A 24,943-nucleotide genomic window follows, 5' to 3' on the forward strand; every position below is an offset into this window, starting at 1 on the left:
TGATATCATGTAATGGTTGTGTAAAATGTCGATGACTGTCGAAAACACTTCTTGCTACCTAGTATCGATTGATGTTGACTTTTTATTGTTTTTATGTTAATGACGACATAAATCTTTATTGTATTAAACCTTTTAAAGCCTTAACCTTTCCTCTGGCTACTGTAACTTTATAATCAGACTCCTTAAAAATTGCTGTTGAACCAAAAATCTGATCGTCGATCCTTTCTACCCAGTACGGGTTGACCAGATTTCCATTATGCGCCGGATACAAGTGTGGCAAAGCTTCTATACAAGCTTTGTATGTGAGGGCAACAGTAAACAGGCCCTTGCTCGTATGAAACCTCGGGACGTAATAATTGGCCTTAGGTTCCCACATATCAATATAGTAGATATCACTCGCCATAAAAAACCTACCGGGAGATAATTCTCCATTATCTAAAATTTCAACTCCAAAAACCTGTCTATCATCTTTTTCTAATTTATTTACTTCTTCTACAATTTCGTTCCAGTGCTTCATGTTCTTCTGATTAATTCCTGTGTGTATATCATCTTTGAAGTACGCGATCCCTCCATATGAACCAGTTAAAACTCGTTCAATATTATCGACATTAACTAAGTTGGCTCCATCAAGAAACCTGAAATTAGGGAATGATAATTCACACGCATTTAAAGTTGTGAGCACAGTAAAATTACCCGTTCTTGTATAAAAAAATGGGACATTGTAATTTTTAGATGGTTTCCACATTTCGATGCCCATAATATCATTTTCATAAAATGAAAAGCGAGGCCCGTATGAGCCATCGCTTTGTACTTCAATACCTATTATTAAACGATCATTCACAAGGATCACTTCTTCTTCAGTTCTTCAGGCATCTTCATCGCTCCAACAATGATTTTCCGCTTTTTGGATGATTTTTTTGCCCCTTTTGCAAGGTTAGTACCAAGCAATCTCGCTATTTTCTGATTCAATTTAACCACCTCCTTCATATTTTGTCCATACTGGAAGAATAAGAATAGCTTGAATAAAGAATGCCAATGTAATTTCTGGTGACATAACTATGAAATTCACAATTACCAGAGCAATTGATATCCATTTAAGCCACTTATCCCATCGGGTTGGGTTAACGTATTCAAACTCATTCGGAGCATAAATTGATACTACAATTAAGGTCACTATATTCAACATTAAAATCACTTCGTGATTCAAACTAATTAAAGGGATCAAAGCAGCAGCAAATCCGGTTACAATGGAACATATGGTTATCGGCAAATGCATTCCGCCAGAAAACTTTCTTAGTAAAGCAAATGAAAACAAAGTAATCAAAGCGCCTAACGTTGTGCCGAACATCAACCCAAGAGTTATAGTAAGCAACAGTCCAGAGTACCAATTGAGTCGAAGTCCCAATTCATACTCCATAACCTCAACAGTACCTGGACCCTCAGGATCAGCTGTTTTTATGCTTACTGCGATATGCCTCGACAGCCTTTCTAATATCACCTCGTTCCCTCCTTACTGAAAAGAAGTAAGATACACTGAAAGTAGCAATTGCTAATAATAACAATCCAGTTGGTTCAGATCTGTACAGCAACACTAATGTAAGGCAAATTGTTATTGCAGAGAACAAAGTACCAATTAAGTAGGAGAGGTTTGTCTTAGACAGATAATTTTCTTTAATAAAAAAATCATGAGGAGGTCTTATAATGAAAGAAAATCCGAAATCGAATATTGAAAAGATAAAGCAAATTAAATATGTAATTAGTATTGAGGACAACTGCAGTAAATAGACCATACTCCCTTCATTCTGTTGAATAATGCCAGAGTGCATAACATCCATCCACTCAAAAACGTGGAAAATCCCCATTTGCAATGCTGCATAAGCAGATATACCAGCTCCAGCAATAAAAGATGAAATATGCAATTTATATTCCATGCCAAAACGTAAAAAAAGTATGAAGAAAATATATTGAAAAGGTAAATCTAATTTAGGCACTTCTAAAGTTATTCGCATCATATATGAGAATGAAGCCATGAAAATAACAAAGAAAAGGATTTTGCCTGCAAACTCTCTAACCGGCAACATATATAGCTTTAGAATTATTAACAGCACAGCATAAGCCTCAAAAATACCGATGAAGATATACAAAAATGTGTTCAAATCTACACCATCCTACTTAAATATCTTATAAAGATATTATAAAGTACGATGTGGCAATTCCATAGCCAAAATCATACAAATAAATACATTTACCAAAATAAGTTTATTACAGGAAGGTTGCTTTTTCCCTGCACCTAACTTCAATTTACCATTAATATTGAGTCCAGTAATCAATGTTAGCTAATGGAGCAATCACCTTTACTTTAGGTCTCTCCTCTTCACGTTCCCAACCTTCCAATATAACGATATTAGATGTGTTTGATCTATCTTCCCAATGAATGTATTGTTCCTTAACCAAAACGTCCAGAGCAACAGATACGTCCGTTTTACTTTTACCTGTCTTCACGGTTAATTCATGGATTGTAGGGAACCGTCTTCGTCCACCTTTATAGTTATATAAGATACGTAGTACCTTGCGTTGAAAATCTGTTAGCATGATATCACCTCGTGATTATTATATGCGAACACACGTTCTTTTATCAACAACAAAAATACCCAGTCACTTTGACTAGGTACATTAATAGTAACACTCATGGGAGAGAGTTTTACTATTATCCCCCATTATTATATTTTGCATTCATCTGATGTTTTCGTACCTTAGATCATGCACTATTTCTTTCTCAATATCGCAACCTTTGTTTCACCTTCACCAGTTAATATCATATCAAAATGATTATGGAACCATTCTGATCTTTTTAGCTTTCTTTTGATTTTAGAGAAAGTTGAATTTTCTCTGTATCCCTCGATCTTAGGATCAAGTCTGAATATATATTCATTTGAAAAATCATAAGCATCAAATACTACTGCTCCGCCTGCGTTAAGGATATGATAGTACTCCTTAAGAATATTTTCTAGATTCTTAAATTTCTCCGAATGCCAAAGAGCGCCTTTTATATCAAAAATTAGATCAACATTAGTTATTCCAATTTTTTTGAGATAATTCCGAGCATTTAAAGCATTATTCTTCTCAGATAAATATCTAAAGTTACCTGATGTTACTACATGATCAATTGGAATAGTTATATCCGTAGCAACCACTTTAGTTTTAGGATACTTTTTAGAAATCTCGTACTCATACTTACCTTTATTAGCGGATGGACTCAACAGTTCAATTGAATCTAAATTCACTCCCTCATCTTCCAATTGCCTTAAAACAGAGTCTAACCATCTTATTTTTACATTATATATGTACGTTGGTTCATACCAATCACTTAATGAACCCCCTGGTAAATATTTAAAGCCAGAATATCTTTTACTTATAACTGAGCTAATAAAAAGGAATGCACCTTCACTTAATAAAGGTACAACTAACCATACCATTATTTTTAAGATGTGAATCTCTATATTTAATTCTTGATTAAAAATGCTTACTACACAAATAAGAAACAATATAACTTCTAAGGAAATTATCCATTTTCTTAGAGAGGCTAAATTTCTTTGCAATTTTGTGGAGAGCACATAGATATTAAATAAATTTATTTTTGACATCATTTAATCTCCCTATCATAAGCGTTTGCAAAAGTAATTCCAATTATTTGAGTTTTTTCATAGTCTGCAAAATCCGGATGAGTCTCAATCAAACCATAGACAACATTGGTTGCTTTTTGTGCGAGGTCATCTTCTTCTAGCTTAGTATCAGAATTAATTCTGACAGTTTTGTTTATATACTCCTCTACGTCATTTTTACGTGTTTGCAGATTGACTATGACAGTGTATGAGAACTGATTATTTTTACTTTGTTCCTTTACTTGATCATTCATTGGGTAATATTTCATTCAGAGTTCTCCTTCCCTAAAATTAAACATAATGTAATACTTCGACAAATTCATACATAATCCTTGTCTCCCCATACAAAAGTCCCCCACAAGGTTTATCCTCGTGAAGGACTTTGAATGAAAGGCCTATGTATGAAGCTTCTGAATCACAACCATAATCTTGTTGTCCTCACACCTACATTCACTTTGAAGACACTACCATTTTTTTAGATTGAATAGGAGTTAAAATGACAGTCCATTTAGCATTTGTAACATCTCGTCCATTTTATTCATGCCTTTTATTATAGTCTCAAATAAAGTTAAGATAATACTTGAAAAAAGCCACAAAAAAATAAAATTCAACATTACCCCCATACAAAATATAAAAATTTTATAACCTAAAGAATCTTTCAACTCAAAAACACTAAGTCTGAATAGCTCGCTTAATGTATACGCAGTGGATGCTATGCTGATGGCTCTTGGTAAAATTAATTGTAGTACTGTAATTGTAATATCTCCCTGCATGTAATATATAAGATATCCAATATCAATAGCCAGCAACATGTTACCTAGGATCGGTATATTTCCAACTACACTACTCTCAAAAAAGCCAAGGCTCAATAATTGAATAGCAATTGCACTTAGTAGCGAGATTAGTAAGAGCATCCCCTTATTCAATTTAAAATCACATTCTCTGAAGACAAATCAATCCCTCCTTTTTTGGATAATACGAATCACTTCATATTTAGTCCCACTTTAATTCAAACTTATCTCTAAAATATCTATTGCCTGCTATCTTTACTGACATATCACTGTACGCTTCCAATACTCCACCATAGTCCATAATGATCATTCGACCAGATTTCACAAGCCAGACTGAGACGCGTATTGGAGATAATGCTGCGACAAAGAACTCATCGTTTTTATCTAAGACTCGATATGTATTCAATGTCCACATCTATACAATTTTATAGAAAAAAACAAATAGATCTGATAGACTATTCTAGGGTTGAATACATATTTGAAGGGAATACATGCATGGAAGAGAAAATAGGTATTATAGTCGGAACAGCATTACAGTCTGTTTTCATTCTAACAATGTTTTATATGGCTCTTCGTTTCTTTAGTAGAATGTTCAGAAATATATATGCCGCAATTAAAGGTCAAAATACTAGTTTGGAACCTTGTCGTTCATGTGGCCATAAAATATCTAAAGAAGCAGCTTTTTGTCCTTATTGTGGTCAATCTTTTGGAGAGATTAATTCATACTCTACCTCTATATTAGGAAATTTATTCTCAGGAGTTGTAGCGCTGGCTGGAGGAATCGGACTTTTATTTTATTTGTTAGACTTATTGAAGAATCAGTAATATAGTTTTCAACACAAAGGAGCCATTAACCACGGCTCCTATTTTTGGGGCCCTAAAATGAGAAGAATTATTATCCAGAAAGTGGTTAGAAGGTTGCAGTTGCAAGCTATAAGTGGAATAGTAAGAAGGATAAATATGTAGGTTCAGGTAAGCTACCAAGTTAAAAGAAGCTCAACTAGGTAATCTCCTAGTTGAGCTTCTTTTAATACCTACTCATGATGCATTCTTTCATTTAAATTTCACCAATCCATTCTTCAATCACCATCTGTTCAAATGAATCAAGTGAATCTTTCTCTATATACTCCGAGGAATTAAATCTAAAGAAATTACGTACCTTTTCTCCAATCTTCAAATCCGTTTTTTCAATCTGGTATACACCCCTATCAAGAATTATCTTCAAGCCTATTTTTTCAAGTTCTTTTGATAGTTGCCTCATATAATATTTTATAAGCTCCCTAATTTTAGTTTTTGGGTGCTTTGACCACAATCTCCAAACAGGAATGATTTCTTCACATACATCCTCTAAACTAAATTGAATATTCTTATAACCTACAAATGGGCATATTTTTGTGGCAATCGTCATTTTTAGATTTTGCTCAAGAACTTCCCTCCCATATTCATTTTTCAGATTAACTTCTGGATCTATAGGTATTATTAATAGTAGGGGATCTGATGTTATATGGTGTTCTTCAATGTCTCCAGTTTCAGAATTCTTCAAACATAGGTCGATTTCGTTTCCATTCACTTTAATTCCACTTACCTCAAAAGGTAAATGATCACTCGCAGTATTTTTAACAATTCCAGCTATAGTGTTTAATACTTCTTCATAAGAACTCTGATTTTCATGCAAAACAGAATAAAACAACTTTGATTTATTCTGTTCTCCAATCCCACCCATATATTCAAATATCTCTTTATCATTTAAAGATAAATATCCGAATGCTTGTTTAACATCTCTATTAGTAGGATCATACTTAATATCCAACAATTTACATTCCAATAAAATCAATTCTCTCGTCTCAATATTCTCATAAATTAATTCTGGTACAACATTAGCGTTTATGGATGTATTGATTTGTTTCTGTATTTTATCTTTTGTTAATTTAGGAACCTGTAACAAAAATGATATAAATTTAATCCTATACCCTTTTTGATAAAAGTATGGGTATACTTCTGAAGTTATTGGATAATCCATTCCCATATGAATAAAGAGGTTTAAGTGATGCAATGATGTAAATTTATTCATTCTTTGCACTTCCTTCGATCGAAGCCTTCATAAAGCTTTCATATGTTTGGTCACCTATATATACATCTACTTCTGGATTAAGATACCTTTGGATATTTGTTACCAATCTATGAATAGTGTTACCACAAGTCCCTCTTGGAAGTATAGCGATAAATTCTTCCCTGGACAGCTCCAGATTCACCTTTTGCCATAGATTAATATCTGTACCATATATATGAACTTTATTTTTATTAATCCAAATTGGTTTACCAAGTATTTTAAATGGCTCGTTCCCATTTTGGAAAGTTGACTCCACAAAATTGGAAAAAACTTGTTTTTTTAACGGCGTTGGAAATTTAAATACTACAGGGCTTCCTTGAAATTTGACACCAGTCTCTCTATCATGATATACATCAAAATTTAACCATGTTTTTGTTTCTAGAGATTCAGTTATCAATTTATAGTCATTAATTGTTTCTCTAATTTGACTTCTATGATCAAAAAAACTATCTGACCTATTTGTTACTTTACCATTCCTATAAAAGTCGTGTCCTCCTTTCCCTACGCGACTAGGAAAACGTAATAAACCAACAGCACAGAAGGCTGAAAAAAACGATCTGACACCTTCAATTTTTCTTTCCAGATCTGCCAGCTCCTCAACTAAATCAATAGAAGTGACAACTTGATCATCAAATATGCCTTCGTCTACATACTCGGAAAAATCAAGAAATTCCCCGTCTGAATACCCTTTACTAAATATATTATTGAATTCGAATTTCATTTTTATATATCTATGTGGTGAATGCTGAGATCTGATTTTCTCCCGAAATAAGTCAAACATCTTTCCGGATATCCATAAACTATCTAACAATGGTGTATTTTTAAGAAGCGAGTTTGTATAGTAATCTGATTTCTGAGCAGTGTCAATTGAATGCATCACAGCAAAACGGTTATTAACTTTCTCTATAAAACCGACCACTTCGTTTTCTCTAAAAACTTGAAGCATTTCTTCATCAATTTCTTTTGTATTACAATCTTTTAACTGAAATATTTTAGTTAATTCCATTTCACTTTCTAGCATGTTAGTTTCAAATATGTAGGACTTTAGCAATGTATTCACGGTTTTCCGTTCATTAGCTTGCAATTTGACAACAGAAGAATAATTATCAAGATACTCAAATACTTTATCACGATTTTTAAAACGCGTTTTCAAATCCACACCACCATTACAAATTATTCTTAAAAAAAAATGACCTCCACCACCGGTGAAGGTCATTGTGCGCTCAATTGCGCGGGGCGCTAAGACCCAGAAAACCACTCATTTCAAAAGCTGCGCTCAATTGCGCGGGGTGCAAGGACCCAAAGTACAGTATTTCTATTCCTCACTAACATTATACGATCTTCACAGAGATTTTTCAAGGGATTTCTCAAATTTTTCCTCGAGTTCAGCGTATTTCTCTTTCAATGCTTCAAGCTGAGCCTTAGTTGCATCGTGACTTAATTTCTCATCAGATAAATCACGCTCAATATCACACTGCTTCTTGAACTTTTCTGGAAGATAATTTTTTGTAATACATATATCGATTTCGTCTAACTTCGTCGGACTTACTTTACTCTTATTTTTATTTGGAAGCTCATGCTGAAACAGTACGCGCCTTTTGTCTATAACTTGAATTGAGTCAATACAAACCCCGCAGTCATGTTTCAAACCATCCGCAACTGTTACATCAACAGTAAAATCACTACCATCATTAAAACGAGAGGTAGAAATTGGAGCGACCAACATCCAACCACTATTCTGGTTATAAGATCCATCATAAAGAACAACACATGGATGTGGGAATGTCAATTCCCTGTTGAAATGCCCAAATAACTCAACTTCGACAACGTGGCCTCGAGCTAAATGATCGTTGAACCATTTGCTATTAGTTCTACCTTCTTTATCTTGAACATATTTCTCAAGTCCATTCATCCACTTGATTCCATAATCGAGTTTGAAATCAATGGAACATTTGTACAATCTTTGTAAAAGAAGATTAATTTCAATTAGTGTTTCGGGATCAGTTTTAACCCGAGGCATGGGATTGCTCCCCTTGATAGCATTTAATTTTTGTTTGAAATTATTATTCAATCAAATTCACCTTTCTCTTGATTATTACCCTTGGTAGGCTATAAAACAAAATATGATACAGTTCTACAATACTAGATTAAAAACTACATTCTATAGTAAATTATTCCTATACTATTGTAAATAGTTTCAAAATCTACTATATAAAAAAGTTATTGCAAATAAAAAAAGCCCTGTCAGAATCAATCCTGACAGGGCTTTTTTTATTTGAGTTAGTTTTTCCTTACTTTTTCTTTGCGGTAGCTAACAACTATCAGCCTCCAAAATTCATAGCTACCTTTTTTATCAGTTATATAATCCTTGTAATACTCATAAGCTTCTTCTGCCCATTTAGGACATTCCATGTTCTCCTTCGCCTTCTGAGTAGCAATCCACTTAGCTTGAGATTCAACAGTCGCCTTCAATTCATCCATTTGCTTCTTCTCTTCTGCTGTCATAGGTTCGTCACCCCCTTTCTTTATGCGTTCAACTTCCGATTTTACGTCCGGAATGAAACTTTTTTCTGCTGCTGCCTTGGTGTTCCCTTGCCCGAAAAAGTTTGTACCTGGACACGTCTTACTTGATTCGCCCTTTTTATAATCCCCGATCCACGCTCCAGAAGCAGTATACCAGGCATGATATACGATATGGGATGTATCGACAGGTATGTTTAGTTTGAGCGCGAGACATGCGTACAAGTGTATTACAGCTTGTCTTTGGGAGTCAGTCATAGTATCGCCGCCCAGATCAAAGTTTCCTACGATCTCAACGCACAGCGCGCCAGTATTCGCACCTTTAATCCCAGCTGGTGTTTTATTCAGATCACGATCCAAACTGATAGCAATCCGTCCATCCTCCAGCACAGTTATATTCTGCCCTGTACCAGACCATCCCTGAGATAAATGGTACGACCTCATACCCTCAAGACATTTCCATACATCTTGTTTAGCTACTCCACTGACCATCTGACGAGTAGAGTAGTTAGGCGATGCTGTATGGTGTACTTGAAGCTTGTCTATTTTTCTGGTGATGGACTGCTTATCGAGCCACCCTTTAAATTCGGATGGCTCCATCAACAAGAAATTTCCCTTGGTGATCATGACTGTATAGTTCCTTTCTTCGCCTGTTTAAGTGCTTCATTCCCGTAAACAGAAAATGCACCTACCAAGATGCCTTGAATAAGCGATTCTGGAGACCATCCGAGCAACCAGCATGTCATTAGAATAGCGAATACCGTAATGATAAAAATTATAGTCCAGTCCGGAATCCTTGGAATACGTTTTATCGCAATTCCAAGTACCCAGCATGCAGCCAATACAATAAACAATTTAGGATCAATCAGTGAAAACACAGTGCTCCAATCCATATTTACGCGCCTCCTGTTTTCAAAATAAGAACAATCGCTCCAATAGCAATTCCGATTAATGTTGTAGCAATAGTTCTCCACAACCACGTCTGCGCATTCTCAATCTTATCCAACCTGTGATGGGCCGATTTGGTGGATTGCATAGCTTCGCGTGCCAGATCCCGTGTAGCCTCCAATGTAGCTGCCATTGCCGGCACTCCTTCAAGTGTCTTTTCCATCCGGGCCAATTGAACTTGGATACCCATAAGAACTTTTGTAGTCTCTTCCACAACACCGTTCACCTCGCTTATAGTTGTGTCAGTCAATGTAATCCCCCATCTCTCTGTTAAGGAAATATTTCCTGCCCTATTCTACTTGTGCCGATTTATCTTTTTGTTCCTGGACCTCAATTGCTGCACGCGCATTTCCAATCTCCAAATCCAAAGCTGCGAGAATTTCTTTTTGATTATCTGGGTGTGCACTAAGTACAGAACTAATTACCTGAGTCAATTCTTCAACCGGTTTATTCAAATCCATTTCAACATGGAGTACATGTGTGATCTTTGGCAAAGCGTTTCCTCCTCTCTATACGAAAATAAGCCCTTTCCAATTAAGGAATAGGGATTCATGTATTTATTATCATTTATGTTTAATGCGTATTGGCTACGGATTTAAACACGCAAAAAAGAGCCTGTACATAACAGGCCCTAATTACTGTATGAATTTCTTGAAGTCTAGTTCGTAGACTGCATAATCATCTTCACCACTATATTGAACGACAATTTCCAAAGGCGATGTATAATCAACCAGATTTGGATCGGCAGGGAAAGATGCATTGTGCTTTTCAGTATCATATTCAATGCCGTTCTCATCCACTTCTTTGTCGTAAGTAGCTGGAAATGATGGCCGGAATACAAAAATATTATCTCCCTGCCGAGCCTCAATATATCCATTTGAATTAATTTTATCTCTAGGTATCCGCCATTTTATTTCGATGTGCAATTTTTCCCCTTGTAGTATAGGGAACACATCTTGTAAATCTCTGTTCCAATCATGAGACATTAGCGGATACCCAGTTGTTCTATTAGTCCAATATACTTCTTTTTTGATTTCATATTCCGGACTTTGAAACAAAACAATCGGTGGGTGATTATTCATTTCAGTTAAATGATTCTCAATTAAAGGCAAAGTGTATCGCTGTTCCAATCCTTGTAAATCTCTTTCCTTCATTGCCAATGATGATGTAATGAATCCCCCTATTTCATTGTCATCCAGCTTAAAAATTTCTTTATACTTTTTTTCTGATGAGCTATCAAAGATTTCTATTATTTCCGTCATTAACCCTTCAGCAAAATTAGGGAGACTGTGAATGATAGAATTCCCTACTATTATTACAATTATGGTAATAACCATTCCTAGAATAACCCAATCTCTTTTTCGCAACATCCAACTTATTTCGCTGTTAAAAGAGCTTCATCAATTAATTTTATTTCCGCTTCGTATTTTGCGATTTCAGCATCATATTCGGACAACTTTTGTTCTGCTTGAGCAATTATATTTGGATCATTAGTTTTTTTTGCTTCTTCAAGTCCAGCAACCACTTGATCTCTGCCTTTTTTTGTGGGTGTTAAAATTTTATCTATGGTACTTTTCTTTAAATCTTCCAAACTTGATTTTGTATAACCGGCGTATTTCTTCGTATCCGTTTTAGAGTTTGTGTTTGCTGGAGTCACATTTGCTGCTGTGCTCGTTTCATCATCTGTTGTAATTGTAATTGTCCTACCATCCACTTTTACTTCAGCCCCTAACGCTTCAGACAAGGCGCGAGCTGGAACGTTAGCTTTACTATCAATGACAGCTCCCTTGTCCGACAATTTTTTCCCATCAACTACAATTGTGTACTCTCCTGTAACCTTTTTTCCGACCATGCTTTTAACTGTGTCAGCAAACGCCCCTGATGTTGTCGAAAAAACAACGCCAATGATGATGCCGCCAGCAATATATGAAACTTTCTGCACAAATTTCTTCATGACTGTACCTCCGTATGGATCATTTTTCCTAATATGATACATTACGGTGTCGATGTCGTAAAGGTTCCACCACCTGTATTTGGCAGGTTAGCATTGTTACCATGGTTATGATGAGCGGTAGTAACGTTGTGCCTATGGTTGTTGTATGTTGTATTTAAAGAATCAATTTGCGATTGAAGAGAATTAATTGCCGCCTGAAGTCCAGAAATGTCTGTTAAATTCAATCCGTATACAGACCCGCTTCTTAAATATGCAGCCCCACCGAATGTAACAGCCCCTTGCAAGCGAATAGGATTACCTGTGTTGTTTGATCCAAGCCACAAATCGTTACTGAAGATAGTTAATTGACCTGAGTTTTGATAGGAATTTATTTCACCCGCAAATCCTCCTCCAGATCCAAAAAAAGAAATGGCTGCTATGTCATTGTCAGAAGATGTATTAATTCTTATTCGGTTTCTGTTGTCAGAATCGAATGTCCTAAATCCAACTGAATCAATTTCTACACGTCTTCCGCTAACTGCTGTACGTATTAATGAACCAGTAATCGTTCCGCCATTAATATTTGTACCCGTGACAGTAGATGCAGTTATAGAGCCTGAGAAGTTCGCACCTACAGCCGACATAATACCTCCTGAGGTGACGGTAAACATTCCGTTACCTACGTTTATGGAGGACCCAACGATGGCCCCATCTTTGAAATTGGAGTATAGGATGTTGGCATAGTTAGCCGTTAGGCTATTGGCTATTACATCACCTTTCATATTCACCCTGAGTGGAGCCGTATTAAATGAAGAAGCTCCTGCAGAAATACCATTCGTATTAATCTGAACAATGTCTTCCCCGTTACCTATCAACATGGATACAAAGTTACCAAGTTGGCCTATGACTTGTTCGGCTAAAACACCTCTCGCTGTAATAGCGGCTCTTATGGTATTCCACCCATCTGTAGAAATTCCGATCCCCTTTGATGTCAACCTGACTTGTTCCAAGGGATTCGTCTTCTCCTGCGCCAGAATTCCACCTTCCGATGGATAGATCAGTTCTGTTTTACTGTTGTTGATGTCAATAACAGCCTGCTTCGCAAATGATTCAAAAACATCCGTCCGGATCTTCCCGTTTGAAAATATATTACTGGTAATGTTCTTGTTACGCTCCAGGTCACTGATAATATCATCATAATCTCTCAAGTTAAGATTGGAGATCGTTGGTTCAGCGTGCTTGTCCAGGTTGTACGGATACTCAGTTAATTCCGTGATACGTGCTTTCAGCCGGTTCATTCCCATATCCGGGTCAATGCACATAACATCGTCGCCTAAATGGGGTCTAGGTTCCGTATTGTCGATCTTAAACAGGTCTGCCGTGGATATGGTTGCCTCCAGAGATACAACCTCTTGTTCAAGCAGAGCCTTTCGTGTAGCCTTCAGCAAGTCCTCTGCCTCTTCAATATCCTGCTCAATAATTTCTCCATCGTAAAATGGAACTGAATCACTTGCCCAATACTCCGCAAATGGAGATATGAGATAATTGACTGCCAGTTTTCCGTTTACGATGGCTCCGGGCACGCTAGAAAGTAAACTACGCTCCAGATCTGTTAACAGTGAAGCATCCATTCCAATAAATGAACGTCCATCTTTCATCTGAGCATACATTCGGGTAACGAGTGATTCTCCTTTATCCTTGAAGGAACTGGAGACGATATTCTTTTTGAGCCGGTACTGTAGACCATGATCTGAACCAATCCGTTTTCTAAGGTTAATTACGAAGTTATCCGGTTCGACCTCGCACTCATACATATCAATGATCTTGTTCAGGGCTTCCAGACAGGTTCCACGTCCGAAGTCCTTCACATCATGCAAATCAAAGGTGTCATGTATAACGAACGAGAATCTTCCGCCTGTAGCGGTTGTTATTAATTGTGTAAGCTCATTTATGTGCACTCCATAAGCTTCGTCAATGTAGGAGGCATAAGGAAACTTGAATTCATTCAGTTTGAACATTACATGATTGCAATAAATAGAAGCCGTAAGTTTCCGGCCTTCACGGGATCTACTCCGGGACTGGATAACATAAAATTGGCCACGCTCATCTTGAACGTGGCCTTTGATTGCTATTTTTTCTCGATAATCAGCCGAAGTCATTGGGACCATGAATGTTAACTCGTAGTCGCTGTTAATTCTTCGTCGGCGTTGGATGTCTGTACTGTCTATCAGCGTACCCACACGCCGCAGGTTTTTATCAAATACTTTCATTGTTGGATTAGGCATATCTCACCTCAATTAATACAGGAATTTATCTCTATGTGTAACTCTCATAAGGACTGTCCTGCCTGTTTCAATATCAGTCCAGGTCAAGTTGTTTTCTCCTAGATTCAAATAAAAGAAATCTCCGTCGTACAAATGCGATACATTCTGTCCGTTACGAGTAATTTTGAATTTATCAGTGTCAATAATGATCTGATCACCCGGGTTAAACACGTCTTCGAATTCTATATAATCCACATGGTAGCGCGTAGCTTCAGCGAATAATCTCGCCTCGCCGGACATTTGAGAACTGAAACGTATCTCACGTATAAAGTCTGCTTGAAGCCGAGCTTCCCCAGACATCGGCAAAGCTTCAAGAACATATTCACGTACAAAATCCGCTTCTACTCGCGCCTCTCCTGACATTTCAGAGGACAGAGACATTACCATTGAATATTCCAACTCATATTCTTCACCATCACGTTTTGTGTACATCTGCGCTCCACCAGATAAATGAGTCGACAAGTCGATAATGTTTATCCCGCCACCTGTGTTAAACTCAATTTCGTTAAATTCTCCACCGAACAAGACGAACACCCCCGATTAGATTAAGTCTCATATTTCTGGGCTGTAATCTGCTCAAATTCATCTGGAGTGATAACTCCAAAAGATACGTACTGTCTAAGTTGAGGTTCCTTTGCCCATTTCTTTTCATAATAGTATTGGAGTCTTTCATAATCAGATTTAAACATTCGCCTCGTCTCCCTTCGCTTGTTCGATATTCAACAAACGCAACTCAATGCCAACGATCTGCGCTCCCAAAGCTTCATTCTGCGCCTTTAAATCAACTGACTCTAATTCCCTCATGACAATCTGTTCACCAAGAATCTCATTCTGACGCTTCAGTTCAAGAGCCTCCAGTTCACGTTGAACAAGCTGTTCCCCTATCTTATCCATTTCTGTAGGTTCATCCGGATGTGGCTTTGTCAGCTCGTCAATCTCTTCCTGGCTCAGTCCTTCAATCCAAAGGTCAGGAAAAGTTTCCTGCGGTTCAACCAGCACAGTATCCTTGTACGCTTCCCATGCTACCAAGTCAAATCGTGGATGAAACAGGCCGGCCGGAACAGGCACGCCGATCAGATACCCGGCAATCTCTTGTTCCGCTTCTTCCTCGTCCTCCGGCGCTTCGGGCTGCTGTGCCTGATCGGGATCAAATACCACAGGCTCCGGCTCGGCATAAAAAGGGACGACACCACTAAAGGCATCGTCCACTAATTCGTCCTCCAGATAGAGTCCGTCTGTATTTACTTTAGGTACGGCTTTCATGGTAAACCTCCTTTATTGTTCGGCTTGGAAAGTGATTCCGTCCAAACTTATATAATTTCCAGTGTTCGTAGTAAAGACACTACCATCAGCAGTAATCCTAATTTCGTATGACTCCCCTGCACCAGCTACCCTAAATATGAGTTGATATGCCGGACGATATTTAGCAGGGAGTATGAAAATTCGGGAATTAGCTGGAGCGGTTGCAATCAATCCCCTTAGATGAACAATTCCAAAACCATCTTTGATATATCCAACTTTTTGATAGTCCACATACTGCGATGCCCCATTTAAAAGTGTTGGAGTTATCCATGCAGGAGCATCCTTTTCGGCCTTTTTCGACTCCAAAACGGATATCCGTGTCGTGTTCTCTTGCAGCGTTTTGACAGTATCCAGTAGCAGAGCCTTTTCATTCTCCGCATACGTCCCGGTAATGTCCACCGCTGGATACTTGTCTAACATCAGGTATGTGACGCTGTAGGACAGGATTGAGTTGAAGTTTTTAGAGTCTTTGTATAGGCGCTGTGCTCCCCAACTATCAGCATTGGTAGAGATTGACCAATCATATACTTGTCGGCTATTTGCGTATATGTTCATGAATTTACTTACCTTGTACGCAAGTTTAGTCGCGGCTGCCTGACTATTAATATAATAATTGTTGTCAGGGGTGAGTAAAGTAGGTTTGACGCTTTCGCGTAGCACAATCCCCGTACCTACTTCAATCTGATTATCCCCCTCAACAAACGTCAACTGTCCCTCAGACGTGATCGGCTCCACGACTGGCGTAGCAAGCTGGTATAGGAGTTGGTATGGCGTCCAATTTGGCGCTGGGGTTGTTGGAAGTGTCGTTGTGCCCGAAGAACCATCAATTATGCCCAATTGAGAGGTATTAACAGGCGAGCCCGTTCCTGTATACCTTCTAAACCACCCTTTTGTTCCAGTTCCATTGTATCTTGATGGTTCGGTAGACCAACTTTCATGCTGGGACATAACCCACCCCATGAAATACGCCTTAATCTCGTCTGCTGTAGGTGTGTATGAGTCTCCCCACCCACTATCAGCAGATTTAATGGATAATCTAAAAGAGTTGCCATAAATGTAACCAGCATCACCAGCAGGTAAATCGCTTATCTCACCTGACTTTATAAGCGAGCCATTGTACTTGGTCATAACCGTTTTGCGATAGATGTCGGCGCCTGAATCAGCCAAAGCATTAACTCCTACTGTTTTAGCACCTGAGTTATTCCCTACGTATATCCAGTTTAATGATCCGTCCAATAAAACCTTGTGCCACTTCGCCAGTTTAAAATACTGACCGTCTCGCTCAAATACACTATCAGGGTTTGCTCCAGTGTCTGGATTGGCGTGTAACTCTGTTTGGAGAGCAAGCATGGAGTCCTCACGCGGTTTGAATGGCTTGGCGGTAGAGCCAATGTTGAGCATCGGATTGATAGCTCTATAAGTACCTGGAGAGGTAACGATATCACCTGTACCTACTGTTGCTTGCGTAGCGTTGCTGACTACAATCCGTACGATTTTACAAGTTGGCGGCACAGTAAATGTTTGTGTAGACAGAGCGTTGCCTGTAAAAGCCAAGATAACAATATTGGTTAAATCAACTACTCGTATGTTAGCGCCCGTGATCGTGTATACCTGTCCACTTACAGGCACAAGATCATATTGCATGTACTCTTGCGTTGTGCTTGCGGCTGTTATGGTCGCATCATATGGAGCATCAATGCGATTGTTACTGCTACTTACCCACTCATAAAATGGTGGCAGTAGATTAGTCCCATACCTGATCACATATGGGTTAAGTACCCCATAGATACCGATCTGACTTTGATAGTTAAGCAATGTCTTGCCCTGCAAGCCAGCAAGTTTAAACGCCGCATCCTGATTAGCATTGACGACATGTACTCCTGGTTGGAGTGTTATGGATACACGTTCAGGAGTTCCCAATCGGTCAGCCAGCTCCGTTATGTTATCTCGGGCAGCATCCCAATCCGCCGCGGCAAAGTTTCTGGCGACTCTCGTTCCCGCTGTCCAGGATCGGGCAACACCCTGATAACCTCGAATACATCCTTTCAGGACATTCCCATCCACCGATGTATAAGTAATTGTTTCGGCTGTATCGCCATTGCCGATTGTGGCAATACCCTCGCCTGTCAGTAGCACAGCTACATTAGCTACTGTAATGTCAGTTTGTGTGGATGTAATCGCTTCTGGCAACTCTGTTTTCGGTGAGTTGACCACTGCTGGATACATTTTTTTCATATGATCACCTATGCCTCATCAATTTTCAACTGACCAGCCAAATACCTGATTAAATCATTGGTTAATGCTGGCCTTGGCGTTTTAATCGCTCCGTGGTACCACAAGTTACCGCCTGTAATCGCATCTCTTATACCTATGTGTGTGATTAACCCCCACTCCGCTGTAGCGATAGGGAATACTACATCAACCGTATTTTGTGTCCCTGCCCTCCGTTCAGCAACCAAAGGTTCTCCAAATATAACTTCGCGTCTTGCGTACCCTCCTCCAGTTACTTCCTGCCCTGTATCAGCATCTGTAGGATTAGAGGTGTAAAGCGCAATATACACTTTTGGAGGAGCGGTGAAACTGATTCCTCGTAAGGCTGCGTTGATAGATAATTTTTTCCAATGATTTGATTTTGACAATAAGATTTCAGCCAATGTTAACCCTCCTAATCGATTTGATATTCATTTGCGATTCTAAACTTACGTATAACGCTTGTTCCTTGATTAGTTAGTACAATAATTGGACTTGCTTTTTCATCTCCTGAGGAAGTAATAGAAACGGTTTGAGGGGAAGTAGTAATTACAGTTTCTTTCAAGTGTTCTTCACTTACTGGAAATGGATTCTGCCCCATTTTGAAAGGGATTGTCAGTTCCCCATCAAAAATTATCTTTTCGATATCCATTGTTCCAGCGTATCTCCCGATGTATCTTCTTCCTGGTAAATCCTCAAACGTTAAAACAATATTCCCTCTTTTAGCATTAAAAAGAGCCGCCACTTGGGCGACTCTCCTATGATAATCAAGTGTTGCATCATCAGCCATAATGACACATTCCAGATTTATTACTCTCGGTCCGTAGGTACTTCCGAAATCAATTTCTCCGTCACGGCCTGCAATCTCAACGCTGTAATCTTTCGTTGGGGGCAATACTGGAATGTTATGTTTCTTCAAACCAAGTCCGATTGATCGAAAGGACTTACCGTCAACTGTAGCGTCAATCATCAGCCTTTACCTCCCCTTGCCTGAATCCTACGTACCAGATTATCGCGTTCGGTCCAAAAGACTCTTGCTGTTGATTCGTCCGCAATATAAGTATCTCCTGAATTTATTTCGATATGGTTACCGCTTCGCTCCGAATTTACTCCGTATGACGCATCAGGAACAGAAAATTCAGGCATTGAGAATGAAAGATTATGCATACGAAGATTAAGGAGTTTGAATAGCGAGTCCTGTTGCCGGTCATTCAAGAATATCTCTCCCCCATGCGCAATTACTGGAACCGCAGCCCCCCGAGGTCCTTTCACAACTCCCCCTTCACTAAAGTGTTGGAGTTTGCCTGTATCTTTATCGATTCCATATTTCTTACGAATGGCATCGTTTTGTTCTTGGAGTAGCTTCATTGTCGCAGCGTCACCACGGGCTTTAGCGAGATCCCATGCATCTTTGTTAGCGTTATACGTGTACAGATCAATGTCTTTTTGATAGTAAGGGTCTTTCGATGCCGTCCCCGGTGCCAATCCCCCTCCTGAGACATCAATACCCCCAACTACAGCGCCTGCCGATGCGATCCTATCCAGGCGAGACTGATACTCCAAAATAAATGCATCCAGCATTCCGAGTATCGTTTCATTCTTCTCGCTTTCCTTCAAAATTTGGATGTTTTTCAGGTTCTCCGCTGAGATCTCGGTGTTGGAAGAGAACTCATCGAATGCCGCTGATAGATCATCGTAATGAGTTTTTGCACTCTGAATCTTATCGTCAAAATCTTTTTCACGATTCGTTTTCTCTTCTTGCAAGGCTGTTTTTTGATCTTCAAGAGCCTGCCTAGCAAGTTTCCGCCCATGTTCCCGATCTAAGTCTTCAATATCCTTCTGAACCTGTTTACGTTCAGCGATGCCCTCAGGGCCTACAGCAGATTTAAGTAATTCAAGACGAGCTACCTTTTCGGCACGTTGTCTCTCGTAGTCATCCTGATCATTGTTTCTCTCCATGGCTTGGATGAGTTCATCGATAGCCTTGATCTTTGCTTCTTGAGCCGAGGTGAAAGCATCCTTCTCTGCTTGGATTCGTTTGATCTCCTCATCCCGCGCTTTGTCCAGAAGCTTCTTCTGTTTTGTAACGGATTCAGATACGGCCTTAGTCATCTCATCCATGAGTTTCTTCTTCAGGTCGTATACTTTCTCGTCCGCATCCATCCGTAATTCACTGCCTACCAGATACGATGCCTGAAGCTTCATATACTCAGTAAGCTCTTGTTCGGTGGTCATCTCTCCGATGGCTTTCAAATGGTTGATCCGCTTCTCAGCTGCAGAATAGTATTCCTTGTCCAAGTCGTTGCGTTGCTTATAGATTTTCTGTTCAAGGTCCCACAATTGTTCTGCCGATAGGGTCTTGTCGGCCTGCATCTTGAGATATTCTTGAAGTTCCCACTTCATGATATCTACTTTCTGACCGCCAGCCATTTCCATCTTCATTGCTTCCTTGGTCATCCACTTTTCTGAAAACTCATAACGAGAAGCAAGCAACTTTTTGGAAGCATCTTGATACAATTTTTCAGCTTCTGTTCGTTGTTCTGCCTTTAGCGTTGTATCATTCCGCATACGGTTGTATGCCTCTGCCTGCATTTGATAAATCTCAACCTCGGACTTACCCTGACGTTCCATTTGGTCCGTTTGCTTATCGATCCAATTCGTAGAATTCTTGAATTTTAGATCTGTAACCTTGTTCGTCAGATCGTACACTTGTTTAGCAGATTCAACCCGTTGTTCTTCTGTTAATGCGGTATTTTTCAGCTGTCCTTGGAAAAATTGAAGTTGCGTCTTGGTCATTTCCATTTCGGAACGACCTTGCTGCCTCATGCGCTCAACTCGTGCTTCCATGTTCTCTTTTGCTGTATCGAACTGGTCACTGGCGAACTGATCCTTCATGTCTTCTTTTTCGGCCTGCACATCGCCAATTTTTTCAGTCAGGCTCCGTCTCTTATTAATTAACTCATCCGATTTCAATCCAGACTGTTCAATCATCTGCCGTTGTTCCTGCATGAGTGCCTGGATTTCTGTTTTCAATTTCAGTTGCAACTCGTACTCGGTTTTATACTCTTTAGTATCTTTTTTCATATTCTTCTGACGAGCCTCAGATTGTTTTAGCGCCAACTCTTTATCCGAGATTTTCATATCCTTGATGCCGAGCTTACTTTCCAATTCCGATACATCGATGTTGTACAATTCATCACTAATGCGGAGCAATTCTTTTTCAGCAGTGTTTTTAGAATCAGTTAACTGCTTCTGCGTTGGTGGAGTTACCTTTTGAGGAGCATATGTTGCCATTACTTTATCTACGTAACCCACATCACCATACACTTTACTGTTGTAGACTTTTTTATATTTGTCTGAATATGCTTGCATATCTGCCTTGTTATACCCGCCCGACTTCATAAACCAGTCAATAATCCCTGACCCCATGTTATATCCACCAAGGGCCATCTTCACATCTCCGCCTGATTTTTTAAGAAGTTCAGCCAGTATTTTTGCGCCGGCATTAATGCTTTGTTCTGGAGTGGCTCCGTTCATGCCATTAACCTGCATAACATTCTTAATGCCCGTGGCTCCGGATGAAGACTCTCGCTCCATTACGGCAGCAATTAGAAACGGATCAATATTGAATTTACTTGCTGCCGCATTTACCTCGGATGCGTACTTTCCTGCATACTTCACGCTATTATTCGCTTGAGACATGTTCGTTGTTCCCGGATAAGCATTATCAATGGACATACCGGGAACACGAGCGGCTCCGTTATACTTTGGCGCCCAAAAATCGCTATTTAAATCCTGAACCTTCAGACCAGAGTTACCCATTTGAATAAATTTGCTATCGCCCATGTAGATACCTACGTGAGAATTGTCTTTCCCGGTCGTGTTGAAAAATACCAGGTCTCCAGCCTGCAAGTTGTTTTTAGTTACAGCAAGTCCAGATTTAGCCTGTTCTGCGGCAGTACGAGGAAGTTGAACGCCAATTGTTTCGAACATCTCCTGAACAAACTGCGAACAGTCCGAATAGGCCCGTTGTTTAAACTCATCAAACGAACCATTAAAGTTTCCGGGGATTTGTTTATATTTCATAACACCAGAATTCGCTAAGTTGATAGCGTTAGTCAACATGGAAGTGATACTGGATGAAGGCCCTCCACCGGTTGTAATCTCTGATTGAGAAGAAACGAGTTGCGAAGGATCATTATAGCCTTGCTCATATAGCTTCTGTTCCTCCAATAAGGCTGTACGCTTTTGAGCGAGAATGTCCAAGTACTCCTTTGAAGACTTTGCAACACGTTTTTGTTGAGAATCTAACTTTTCAAGAGACTTGTTATACCCTTCAATGGCTTTCTGGAGGTCAGTCATGATCTCAACTGTTTCTTTACGTGCTTTATTGTTGTCTTCTACGCCTAGTGTGTCATCATTTAGGAGTTTGGTCATGGCTTCGATCTGTTCATTACTTAATTGTAGTTGACCCGCATACTCACTCACAATTTTATTTAACTGGTCTAATTTATCTCGTTTCTCCTGAGTGACTTCGTTTGATTTCTGCTGAAGTAAATTAGCCATACCTTGTGTCATTAAGTTGTTTTTACCAAGTTCTGCGGCTTTCTTCTCTTCTGAAGCTATTCCACTTTCAATCTCTGCAAGTTTTTGTTTAGCTTCTGCGAAACTCGTAATAGCCGAGAATTCCGATCCATACAGCGTAATTCTTCTCATACTTTCCAACGCAACGGATCTGGTCGCATCTCGTTCAGCCTTCAGATCATCAATAGCTTTCTTGATTTTAGCTTGTCTTAATTTCTCGATAATTTGACCCTCAAATATCCATCCATCTGTTGTCTTCCGGATCTGGGAAGCTAGTTCTGGATATTTCATTATTAACTCTGCCACGGAAGATGCGCTTAAAGATTGTCCTTTGGAAAGTGTGTCTGCCACTTGATTCAGTTCAGAAACCGAAGAAATGCTCGCCTGTACAGACTCTCGTAATATTTTTGTTTGTTCTATTAATTTTTCTTTCAATTCATCTATGGTATCAGATACTTTTCCATTGATTCCCGCCAACGCATCATTTGCTTTAGTTGCTTCAATTGTCTCTAATGACATTTCACTTAATTGTGAAGTGGTCTCATTTGAAGATGAATTCAATTCCATTTGTTTTGAGACAAGTGAATTCATTTGGGATTCTAATTCTTCTAATAGTCGATTTCTATTGAAACTTGGGCCGATAGTATTGATGCTATTTTTCACGCCATCTATTTTCTTTTGGGTTTCCGCTATAGCCTGTTCATTTGCGACCATTTGAGCTTCAAAAGACTTCTTTTGGTCTTCCAAGTTTTTTTTACGCAAATCTATTTGCTCACTTGTTTTTCCTTTCAAAATGTCGATCTGCTTTTGAGTTGCCTCTTCGGTGTACCCAGCTGCTTCAAGTTGAGCAACGCCCTCTTCTCCGATCGTCATCACAAGAGCTTTGTGTACTTCGTCAAGTTGTCGTGTAGCTTGCTCTTGTTTACTTGAAGACATCGTACCGCTATCTATCATCTGTTTAAGAGAGCTATGTGCTTTCACCATTTTAGGGAGTAAATCAATCTGGCGCTGATATTGACTAATCATTTGTTGACCAGCAGAATCGCTATCTTTCAAACTCTGTATTCTTTCTCGTTCTGCTTTTTCAGCCTCACCGCTTTTGAATGCAAATAATGCAATTGCCCCTACTAACAGAGACAATCCTGCGGTAGCCGCTGCCATTGTGACTGTCGAAACGGCCTGAGCCTTGCTGAGTGCACTTGTGGCAACGGTAGCGGCTCCTGTTGCTACTGTCTGTGCCTCTCTGGCAGCCGTTTGCTGAACCGTTGATACGATTACCCCTTCACTAGATACGATGTTAACTGTATTAGCCGCACTATTGGCTGCTGATGCCGCTGTTGCACCCACATTCGTGGCTGTTTCCTTGGCTTTCACCGCATTCAACACTTCAATTGCAGCTACTACAGACATGATCGGACCACGCAATGCTTTGTATGCCAAGAGTAGCCCGGTTAATCCTGCTGTTGCAGCATAAACGCCTGTTGGTATTTTCGTTAATCCAATTAATAGTTGGTCAATACCATCCAAAACGTCCTTAATCATTTGACGCAATCCATCTTCCCCAGCTGTGTTGAATATTTCAAGCAAAGATGTCCGTGTCTGGGCGGCTTTACGCTGAATTGTGTCCATTTGAACAGTTAAATATTGCATCGTGGAACCAGTTGAACCAACAGAAGCAGCAGTTCCCAATAAGATATCCCCCACGTTAAGCGATGCGGCAAGTTTTGCATACTGGTAAACCCCTCTGGAGATATCTGCATAAGACTGAGTAAGGTCATAGTTCTTGTCTGTTACCTGGATGGAGAGATCCAACAGAATATCTTCTGCCTTCCTCCACTGTTCAACCCCGTCTACTACCTCTTTGGTTTTAACACCAAGACGTTCAATCTCATCCACTGCTTTATCTGTCCTAATTGTACCTAGAACTGTTTTCCACATGTTACCGAGGTTTTCCCCGGACAATGCAGTGTTACGCACACCGGAGGAAATAAGCCCATTCATCACATCGAAGGATACACCCGTTTCTGCTGCAATTTTACCAGTACGCTGAAATGCCGCTCCAAGATCACGAGCCGGTGCCATCGTATCATGAGCAACCTTGGACCAAGAATCCAGAACACGGTTACCGATGACCATAGCTTCATTTGCATTTGTAATGTGAACCCCGTATTGGGACATTACTGACTCCATGGACTTGGTTGCATCTTCAAGTTCAACCATATCCACCGTGGATAACTTAGTTGATTGGCGAACCAGTTCTTGGACAACGTTGACATCCTTGTACATCCGACCCCAGAGCCGAGCTGATTCTGTTACATCCAAAATGTTTGATCCAAGTTCGTGCGCCGTTTGAATGAAAGCTTTAGTTTCACGGTTTAATTTCTGAGTATCCATAACCATCTTGTTCGTTCCATCCTCGAAATGAACAAAATAGTGTTCGTTGGTCTGCACGTAACCAGCCATGTTGGATTCAATGTCTACCAGACCTTCTTTCATTGCCTGGGTGACCTCGTGCATCG

General features: G+C 39.5%; 26 protein-coding genes. 1 reads left to right on the top strand and 25 read right to left on the bottom strand.

Going from position 1 to position 24,943, the window contains the following annotated elements:
- Positions 1-115: 115 nt before the first annotated feature.
- The 8 genes from Q9R46_RS14385 to Q9R46_RS14420 form a co-directional block, all read right to left on the bottom strand.
- The gene (locus Q9R46_RS14385; protein ID WP_311280489.1) at positions 116-841 is read right to left on the bottom strand and encodes a LytTR family DNA-binding domain-containing protein; all 726 of its coding nucleotides are present in this window, start codon (positions 839-841) and stop codon (positions 116-118) included.
- 5 nt (positions 842-846) lie between these two features.
- A complete protein-coding gene (locus tag Q9R46_RS14390; protein ID WP_311281061.1) occupies positions 847-969 on the bottom strand; it encodes a hypothetical protein in 123 nt (40 codons plus the stop codon).
- A 1-nt stretch (position 970) separates the two neighbouring features.
- On the bottom strand, positions 971-1,498 hold the full coding sequence (locus tag Q9R46_RS14395) for an accessory gene regulator B family protein (RefSeq protein ID WP_311280490.1): 528 nt from the start codon (positions 1,496-1,498) through the stop codon (positions 971-973).
- Positions 1,446-2,156: a hypothetical protein gene (locus tag Q9R46_RS14400; protein ID WP_311280491.1), complete on the bottom strand. Its 711-nt coding sequence runs from the start codon at positions 2,154-2,156 to the stop codon at positions 1,446-1,448. The genes Q9R46_RS14395 and Q9R46_RS14400 overlap by 53 nt, the downstream gene beginning before the upstream one ends.
- A gap of 151 nt (positions 2,157-2,307) precedes the next feature.
- The gene (locus Q9R46_RS14405; protein ID WP_311280492.1) at positions 2,308-2,592 is read right to left on the bottom strand and encodes a hypothetical protein; all 285 of its coding nucleotides are present in this window, start codon (positions 2,590-2,592) and stop codon (positions 2,308-2,310) included.
- Positions 2,593-2,765: 173 nt separating this feature from the next.
- Entirely contained in the window at positions 2,766-3,644 is an 879-nt protein-coding gene (locus tag Q9R46_RS14410) for a hypothetical protein (protein WP_311280493.1), read from the bottom strand.
- Entirely contained in the window at positions 3,644-3,931 is a 288-nt protein-coding gene (locus Q9R46_RS14415; RefSeq protein ID WP_311280494.1) for a hypothetical protein, read from the bottom strand. The genes Q9R46_RS14410 and Q9R46_RS14415 overlap by 1 nt, the downstream gene beginning before the upstream one ends.
- Positions 3,932-4,153: 222 nt before the next feature.
- Complete coding sequence (locus Q9R46_RS14420; protein WP_311280495.1) at positions 4,154-4,588, bottom strand: hypothetical protein; 435 nt, start codon at positions 4,586-4,588, stop codon at positions 4,154-4,156.
- 360 nt (positions 4,589-4,948) lie between these two features.
- Between Q9R46_RS14420 and Q9R46_RS14425 the strand changes: the two genes are divergently transcribed.
- Entirely contained in the window at positions 4,949-5,278 is a 330-nt protein-coding gene (locus tag Q9R46_RS14425; protein ID WP_311280496.1) for a zinc ribbon domain-containing protein, read from the top strand.
- A 232-nt stretch (positions 5,279-5,510) separates the two neighbouring features.
- Here the strand turns inward: Q9R46_RS14425 and Q9R46_RS14430 are convergent, their stop codons facing one another.
- The 17 genes from Q9R46_RS14430 to Q9R46_RS14510 form a co-directional block, all read right to left on the bottom strand.
- A complete protein-coding gene (locus Q9R46_RS14430) occupies positions 5,511-6,524 on the bottom strand; it encodes a hypothetical protein (protein WP_311280497.1) in 1,014 nt (337 codons plus the stop codon).
- The gene (locus Q9R46_RS14435; RefSeq protein ID WP_311280498.1) at positions 6,517-7,716 is read right to left on the bottom strand and encodes a hypothetical protein; all 1,200 of its coding nucleotides are present in this window, start codon (positions 7,714-7,716) and stop codon (positions 6,517-6,519) included. The genes Q9R46_RS14430 and Q9R46_RS14435 overlap by 8 nt, the downstream gene beginning before the upstream one ends.
- A 189-nt stretch (positions 7,717-7,905) precedes the next feature.
- Entirely contained in the window at positions 7,906-8,634 is a 729-nt protein-coding gene (locus Q9R46_RS14440) for a type II toxin-antitoxin system PemK/MazF family toxin (protein ID WP_311280499.1), read from the bottom strand.
- A gap of 209 nt (positions 8,635-8,843) precedes the next feature.
- A complete protein-coding gene (locus tag Q9R46_RS14445; protein ID WP_311280500.1) occupies positions 8,844-9,710 on the bottom strand; it encodes a peptidoglycan recognition protein family protein in 867 nt (288 codons plus the stop codon).
- The gene (locus Q9R46_RS14450) at positions 9,707-9,976 is read right to left on the bottom strand and encodes a phage holin family protein (protein ID WP_311280501.1); all 270 of its coding nucleotides are present in this window, start codon (positions 9,974-9,976) and stop codon (positions 9,707-9,709) included. Before Q9R46_RS14450 ends, Q9R46_RS14445 begins: the two co-directional genes overlap by 4 nt.
- A gap of 2 nt (positions 9,977-9,978) precedes the next feature.
- A complete protein-coding gene (locus tag Q9R46_RS14455) occupies positions 9,979-10,281 on the bottom strand; it encodes a hemolysin XhlA family protein (protein WP_311280502.1) in 303 nt (100 codons plus the stop codon).
- Between the two features lie 40 nt (positions 10,282-10,321).
- On the bottom strand, positions 10,322-10,525 hold the full coding sequence (locus Q9R46_RS14460; protein WP_311280503.1) for a hypothetical protein: 204 nt from the start codon (positions 10,523-10,525) through the stop codon (positions 10,322-10,324).
- Between the two features lie 141 nt (positions 10,526-10,666).
- Positions 10,667-11,368, bottom strand: coding sequence for a hypothetical protein (locus tag Q9R46_RS14465; RefSeq protein ID WP_311280504.1), 702 nt, complete (start codon positions 11,366-11,368; stop codon positions 10,667-10,669).
- A 38-nt stretch (positions 11,369-11,406) separates the two neighbouring features.
- Complete coding sequence (locus Q9R46_RS14470; RefSeq protein ID WP_311280505.1) at positions 11,407-11,985, bottom strand: stalk domain-containing protein; 579 nt, start codon at positions 11,983-11,985, stop codon at positions 11,407-11,409.
- A 41-nt stretch (positions 11,986-12,026) separates the two neighbouring features.
- On the bottom strand, positions 12,027-14,249 hold the full coding sequence (locus Q9R46_RS14475) for a phage tail spike protein (RefSeq protein ID WP_311280506.1): 2,223 nt from the start codon (positions 14,247-14,249) through the stop codon (positions 12,027-12,029).
- A 12-nt stretch (positions 14,250-14,261) separates the two neighbouring features.
- On the bottom strand, positions 14,262-14,813 hold the full coding sequence (locus Q9R46_RS14480; RefSeq protein ID WP_311280507.1) for a phage distal tail protein: 552 nt from the start codon (positions 14,811-14,813) through the stop codon (positions 14,262-14,264).
- A 20-nt stretch (positions 14,814-14,833) separates the two neighbouring features.
- Positions 14,834-14,977 carry an XkdX family protein gene (locus Q9R46_RS14485; protein WP_311280508.1) on the bottom strand — a complete coding sequence of 48 codons (144 nt, stop codon included), beginning with the start codon at positions 14,975-14,977 and terminating at the stop codon, positions 14,834-14,836.
- A complete protein-coding gene (locus Q9R46_RS14490; protein ID WP_311280509.1) occupies positions 14,970-15,551 on the bottom strand; it encodes a hypothetical protein in 582 nt (193 codons plus the stop codon). The genes Q9R46_RS14485 and Q9R46_RS14490 overlap by 8 nt, the downstream gene beginning before the upstream one ends.
- A gap of 12 nt (positions 15,552-15,563) precedes the next feature.
- Positions 15,564-17,825 (bottom strand): hypothetical protein, encoded by a 2,262-nt coding sequence (locus Q9R46_RS14495; protein ID WP_311280510.1) that lies wholly within the window; start codon positions 17,823-17,825, stop codon positions 15,564-15,566.
- A gap of 8 nt (positions 17,826-17,833) precedes the next feature.
- Positions 17,834-18,244 carry a phage tail fiber protein gene (locus Q9R46_RS14500; RefSeq protein WP_311280511.1) on the bottom strand — a complete coding sequence of 137 codons (411 nt, stop codon included), beginning with the start codon at positions 18,242-18,244 and terminating at the stop codon, positions 17,834-17,836.
- A gap of 11 nt (positions 18,245-18,255) precedes the next feature.
- The gene (locus Q9R46_RS14505) at positions 18,256-18,810 is read right to left on the bottom strand and encodes a phage tail domain-containing protein (RefSeq protein ID WP_311280512.1); all 555 of its coding nucleotides are present in this window, start codon (positions 18,808-18,810) and stop codon (positions 18,256-18,258) included.
- Positions 18,810-24,824 carry an NlpC/P60 family protein gene (locus Q9R46_RS14510; RefSeq protein WP_311280513.1) on the bottom strand — a complete coding sequence of 2,005 codons (6,015 nt, stop codon included), beginning with the start codon at positions 24,822-24,824 and terminating at the stop codon, positions 18,810-18,812. Before Q9R46_RS14510 ends, Q9R46_RS14505 begins: the two co-directional genes overlap by 1 nt.
- Positions 24,825-24,943: the final 119 nt, after the last annotated feature.

The sequence above is a fragment of the Paenibacillus sp. RRE4 genome, assembly GCF_031844205.1.
GTDB lineage: Bacteria > Bacillota > Bacilli > Paenibacillales > Paenibacillaceae > Paenibacillus > Paenibacillus xylanexedens_B.

What these genes read in the sequence shown, in the direction of transcription:
- Q9R46_RS14405 (WP_311280492.1), bottom strand. Translation starts at nt 2,592, where the DNA reads ATGCTAACAGATTTTCAACGCAAGGTACTACGTATCTTATATAACTAT.
- Q9R46_RS14410 (WP_311280493.1), bottom strand. Translation starts at nt 3,644, where the DNA reads ATGTCAAAAATAAATTTATTTAATATCTATGTGCTCTCCACAAAATTG.
- Q9R46_RS14415 (WP_311280494.1), bottom strand. Translation starts at nt 3,931, where the DNA reads ATGAAATATTACCCAATGAATGATCAAGTAAAGGAACAAAGTAAAAAT.
- Q9R46_RS14425 (WP_311280496.1), top strand. Translation starts at nt 4,949, where the DNA reads ATGGAAGAGAAAATAGGTATTATAGTCGGAACAGCATTACAGTCTGTT.
- Q9R46_RS14430 (WP_311280497.1), bottom strand. Translation starts at nt 6,524, where the DNA reads ATGAATAAATTTACATCATTGCATCACTTAAACCTCTTTATTCATATG.
- Q9R46_RS14445 (WP_311280500.1), bottom strand. Translation starts at nt 9,710, where the DNA reads ATGATCACCAAGGGAAATTTCTTGTTGATGGAGCCATCCGAATTTAAA.
- Q9R46_RS14450 (WP_311280501.1), bottom strand. Translation starts at nt 9,976, where the DNA reads ATGGATTGGAGCACTGTGTTTTCACTGATTGATCCTAAATTGTTTATT.
- Q9R46_RS14465 (WP_311280504.1), bottom strand. Translation starts at nt 11,368, where the DNA reads ATGGTTATTACCATAATTGTAATAATAGTAGGGAATTCTATCATTCAC.
- Q9R46_RS14470 (WP_311280505.1), bottom strand. Translation starts at nt 11,985, where the DNA reads ATGAAGAAATTTGTGCAGAAAGTTTCATATATTGCTGGCGGCATCATC.
- Q9R46_RS14475 (WP_311280506.1), bottom strand. Translation starts at nt 14,249, where the DNA reads ATGCCTAATCCAACAATGAAAGTATTTGATAAAAACCTGCGGCGTGTG.
- Q9R46_RS14485 (WP_311280508.1), bottom strand. Translation starts at nt 14,977, where the DNA reads ATGTTTAAATCTGATTATGAAAGACTCCAATACTATTATGAAAAGAAA.
- Q9R46_RS14490 (WP_311280509.1), bottom strand. Translation starts at nt 15,551, where the DNA reads ATGAAAGCCGTACCTAAAGTAAATACAGACGGACTCTATCTGGAGGAC.
- Q9R46_RS14495 (WP_311280510.1), bottom strand. Translation starts at nt 17,825, where the DNA reads ATGAAAAAAATGTATCCAGCAGTGGTCAACTCACCGAAAACAGAGTTG.
- Q9R46_RS14505 (WP_311280512.1), bottom strand. Translation starts at nt 18,810, where the DNA reads ATGATTGACGCTACAGTTGACGGTAAGTCCTTTCGATCAATCGGACTT.
- Q9R46_RS14510 (WP_311280513.1), bottom strand. Translation starts at nt 24,824, where the DNA reads ATGGTTATGGATACTCAGAAATTAAACCGTGAAACTAAAGCTTTCATT.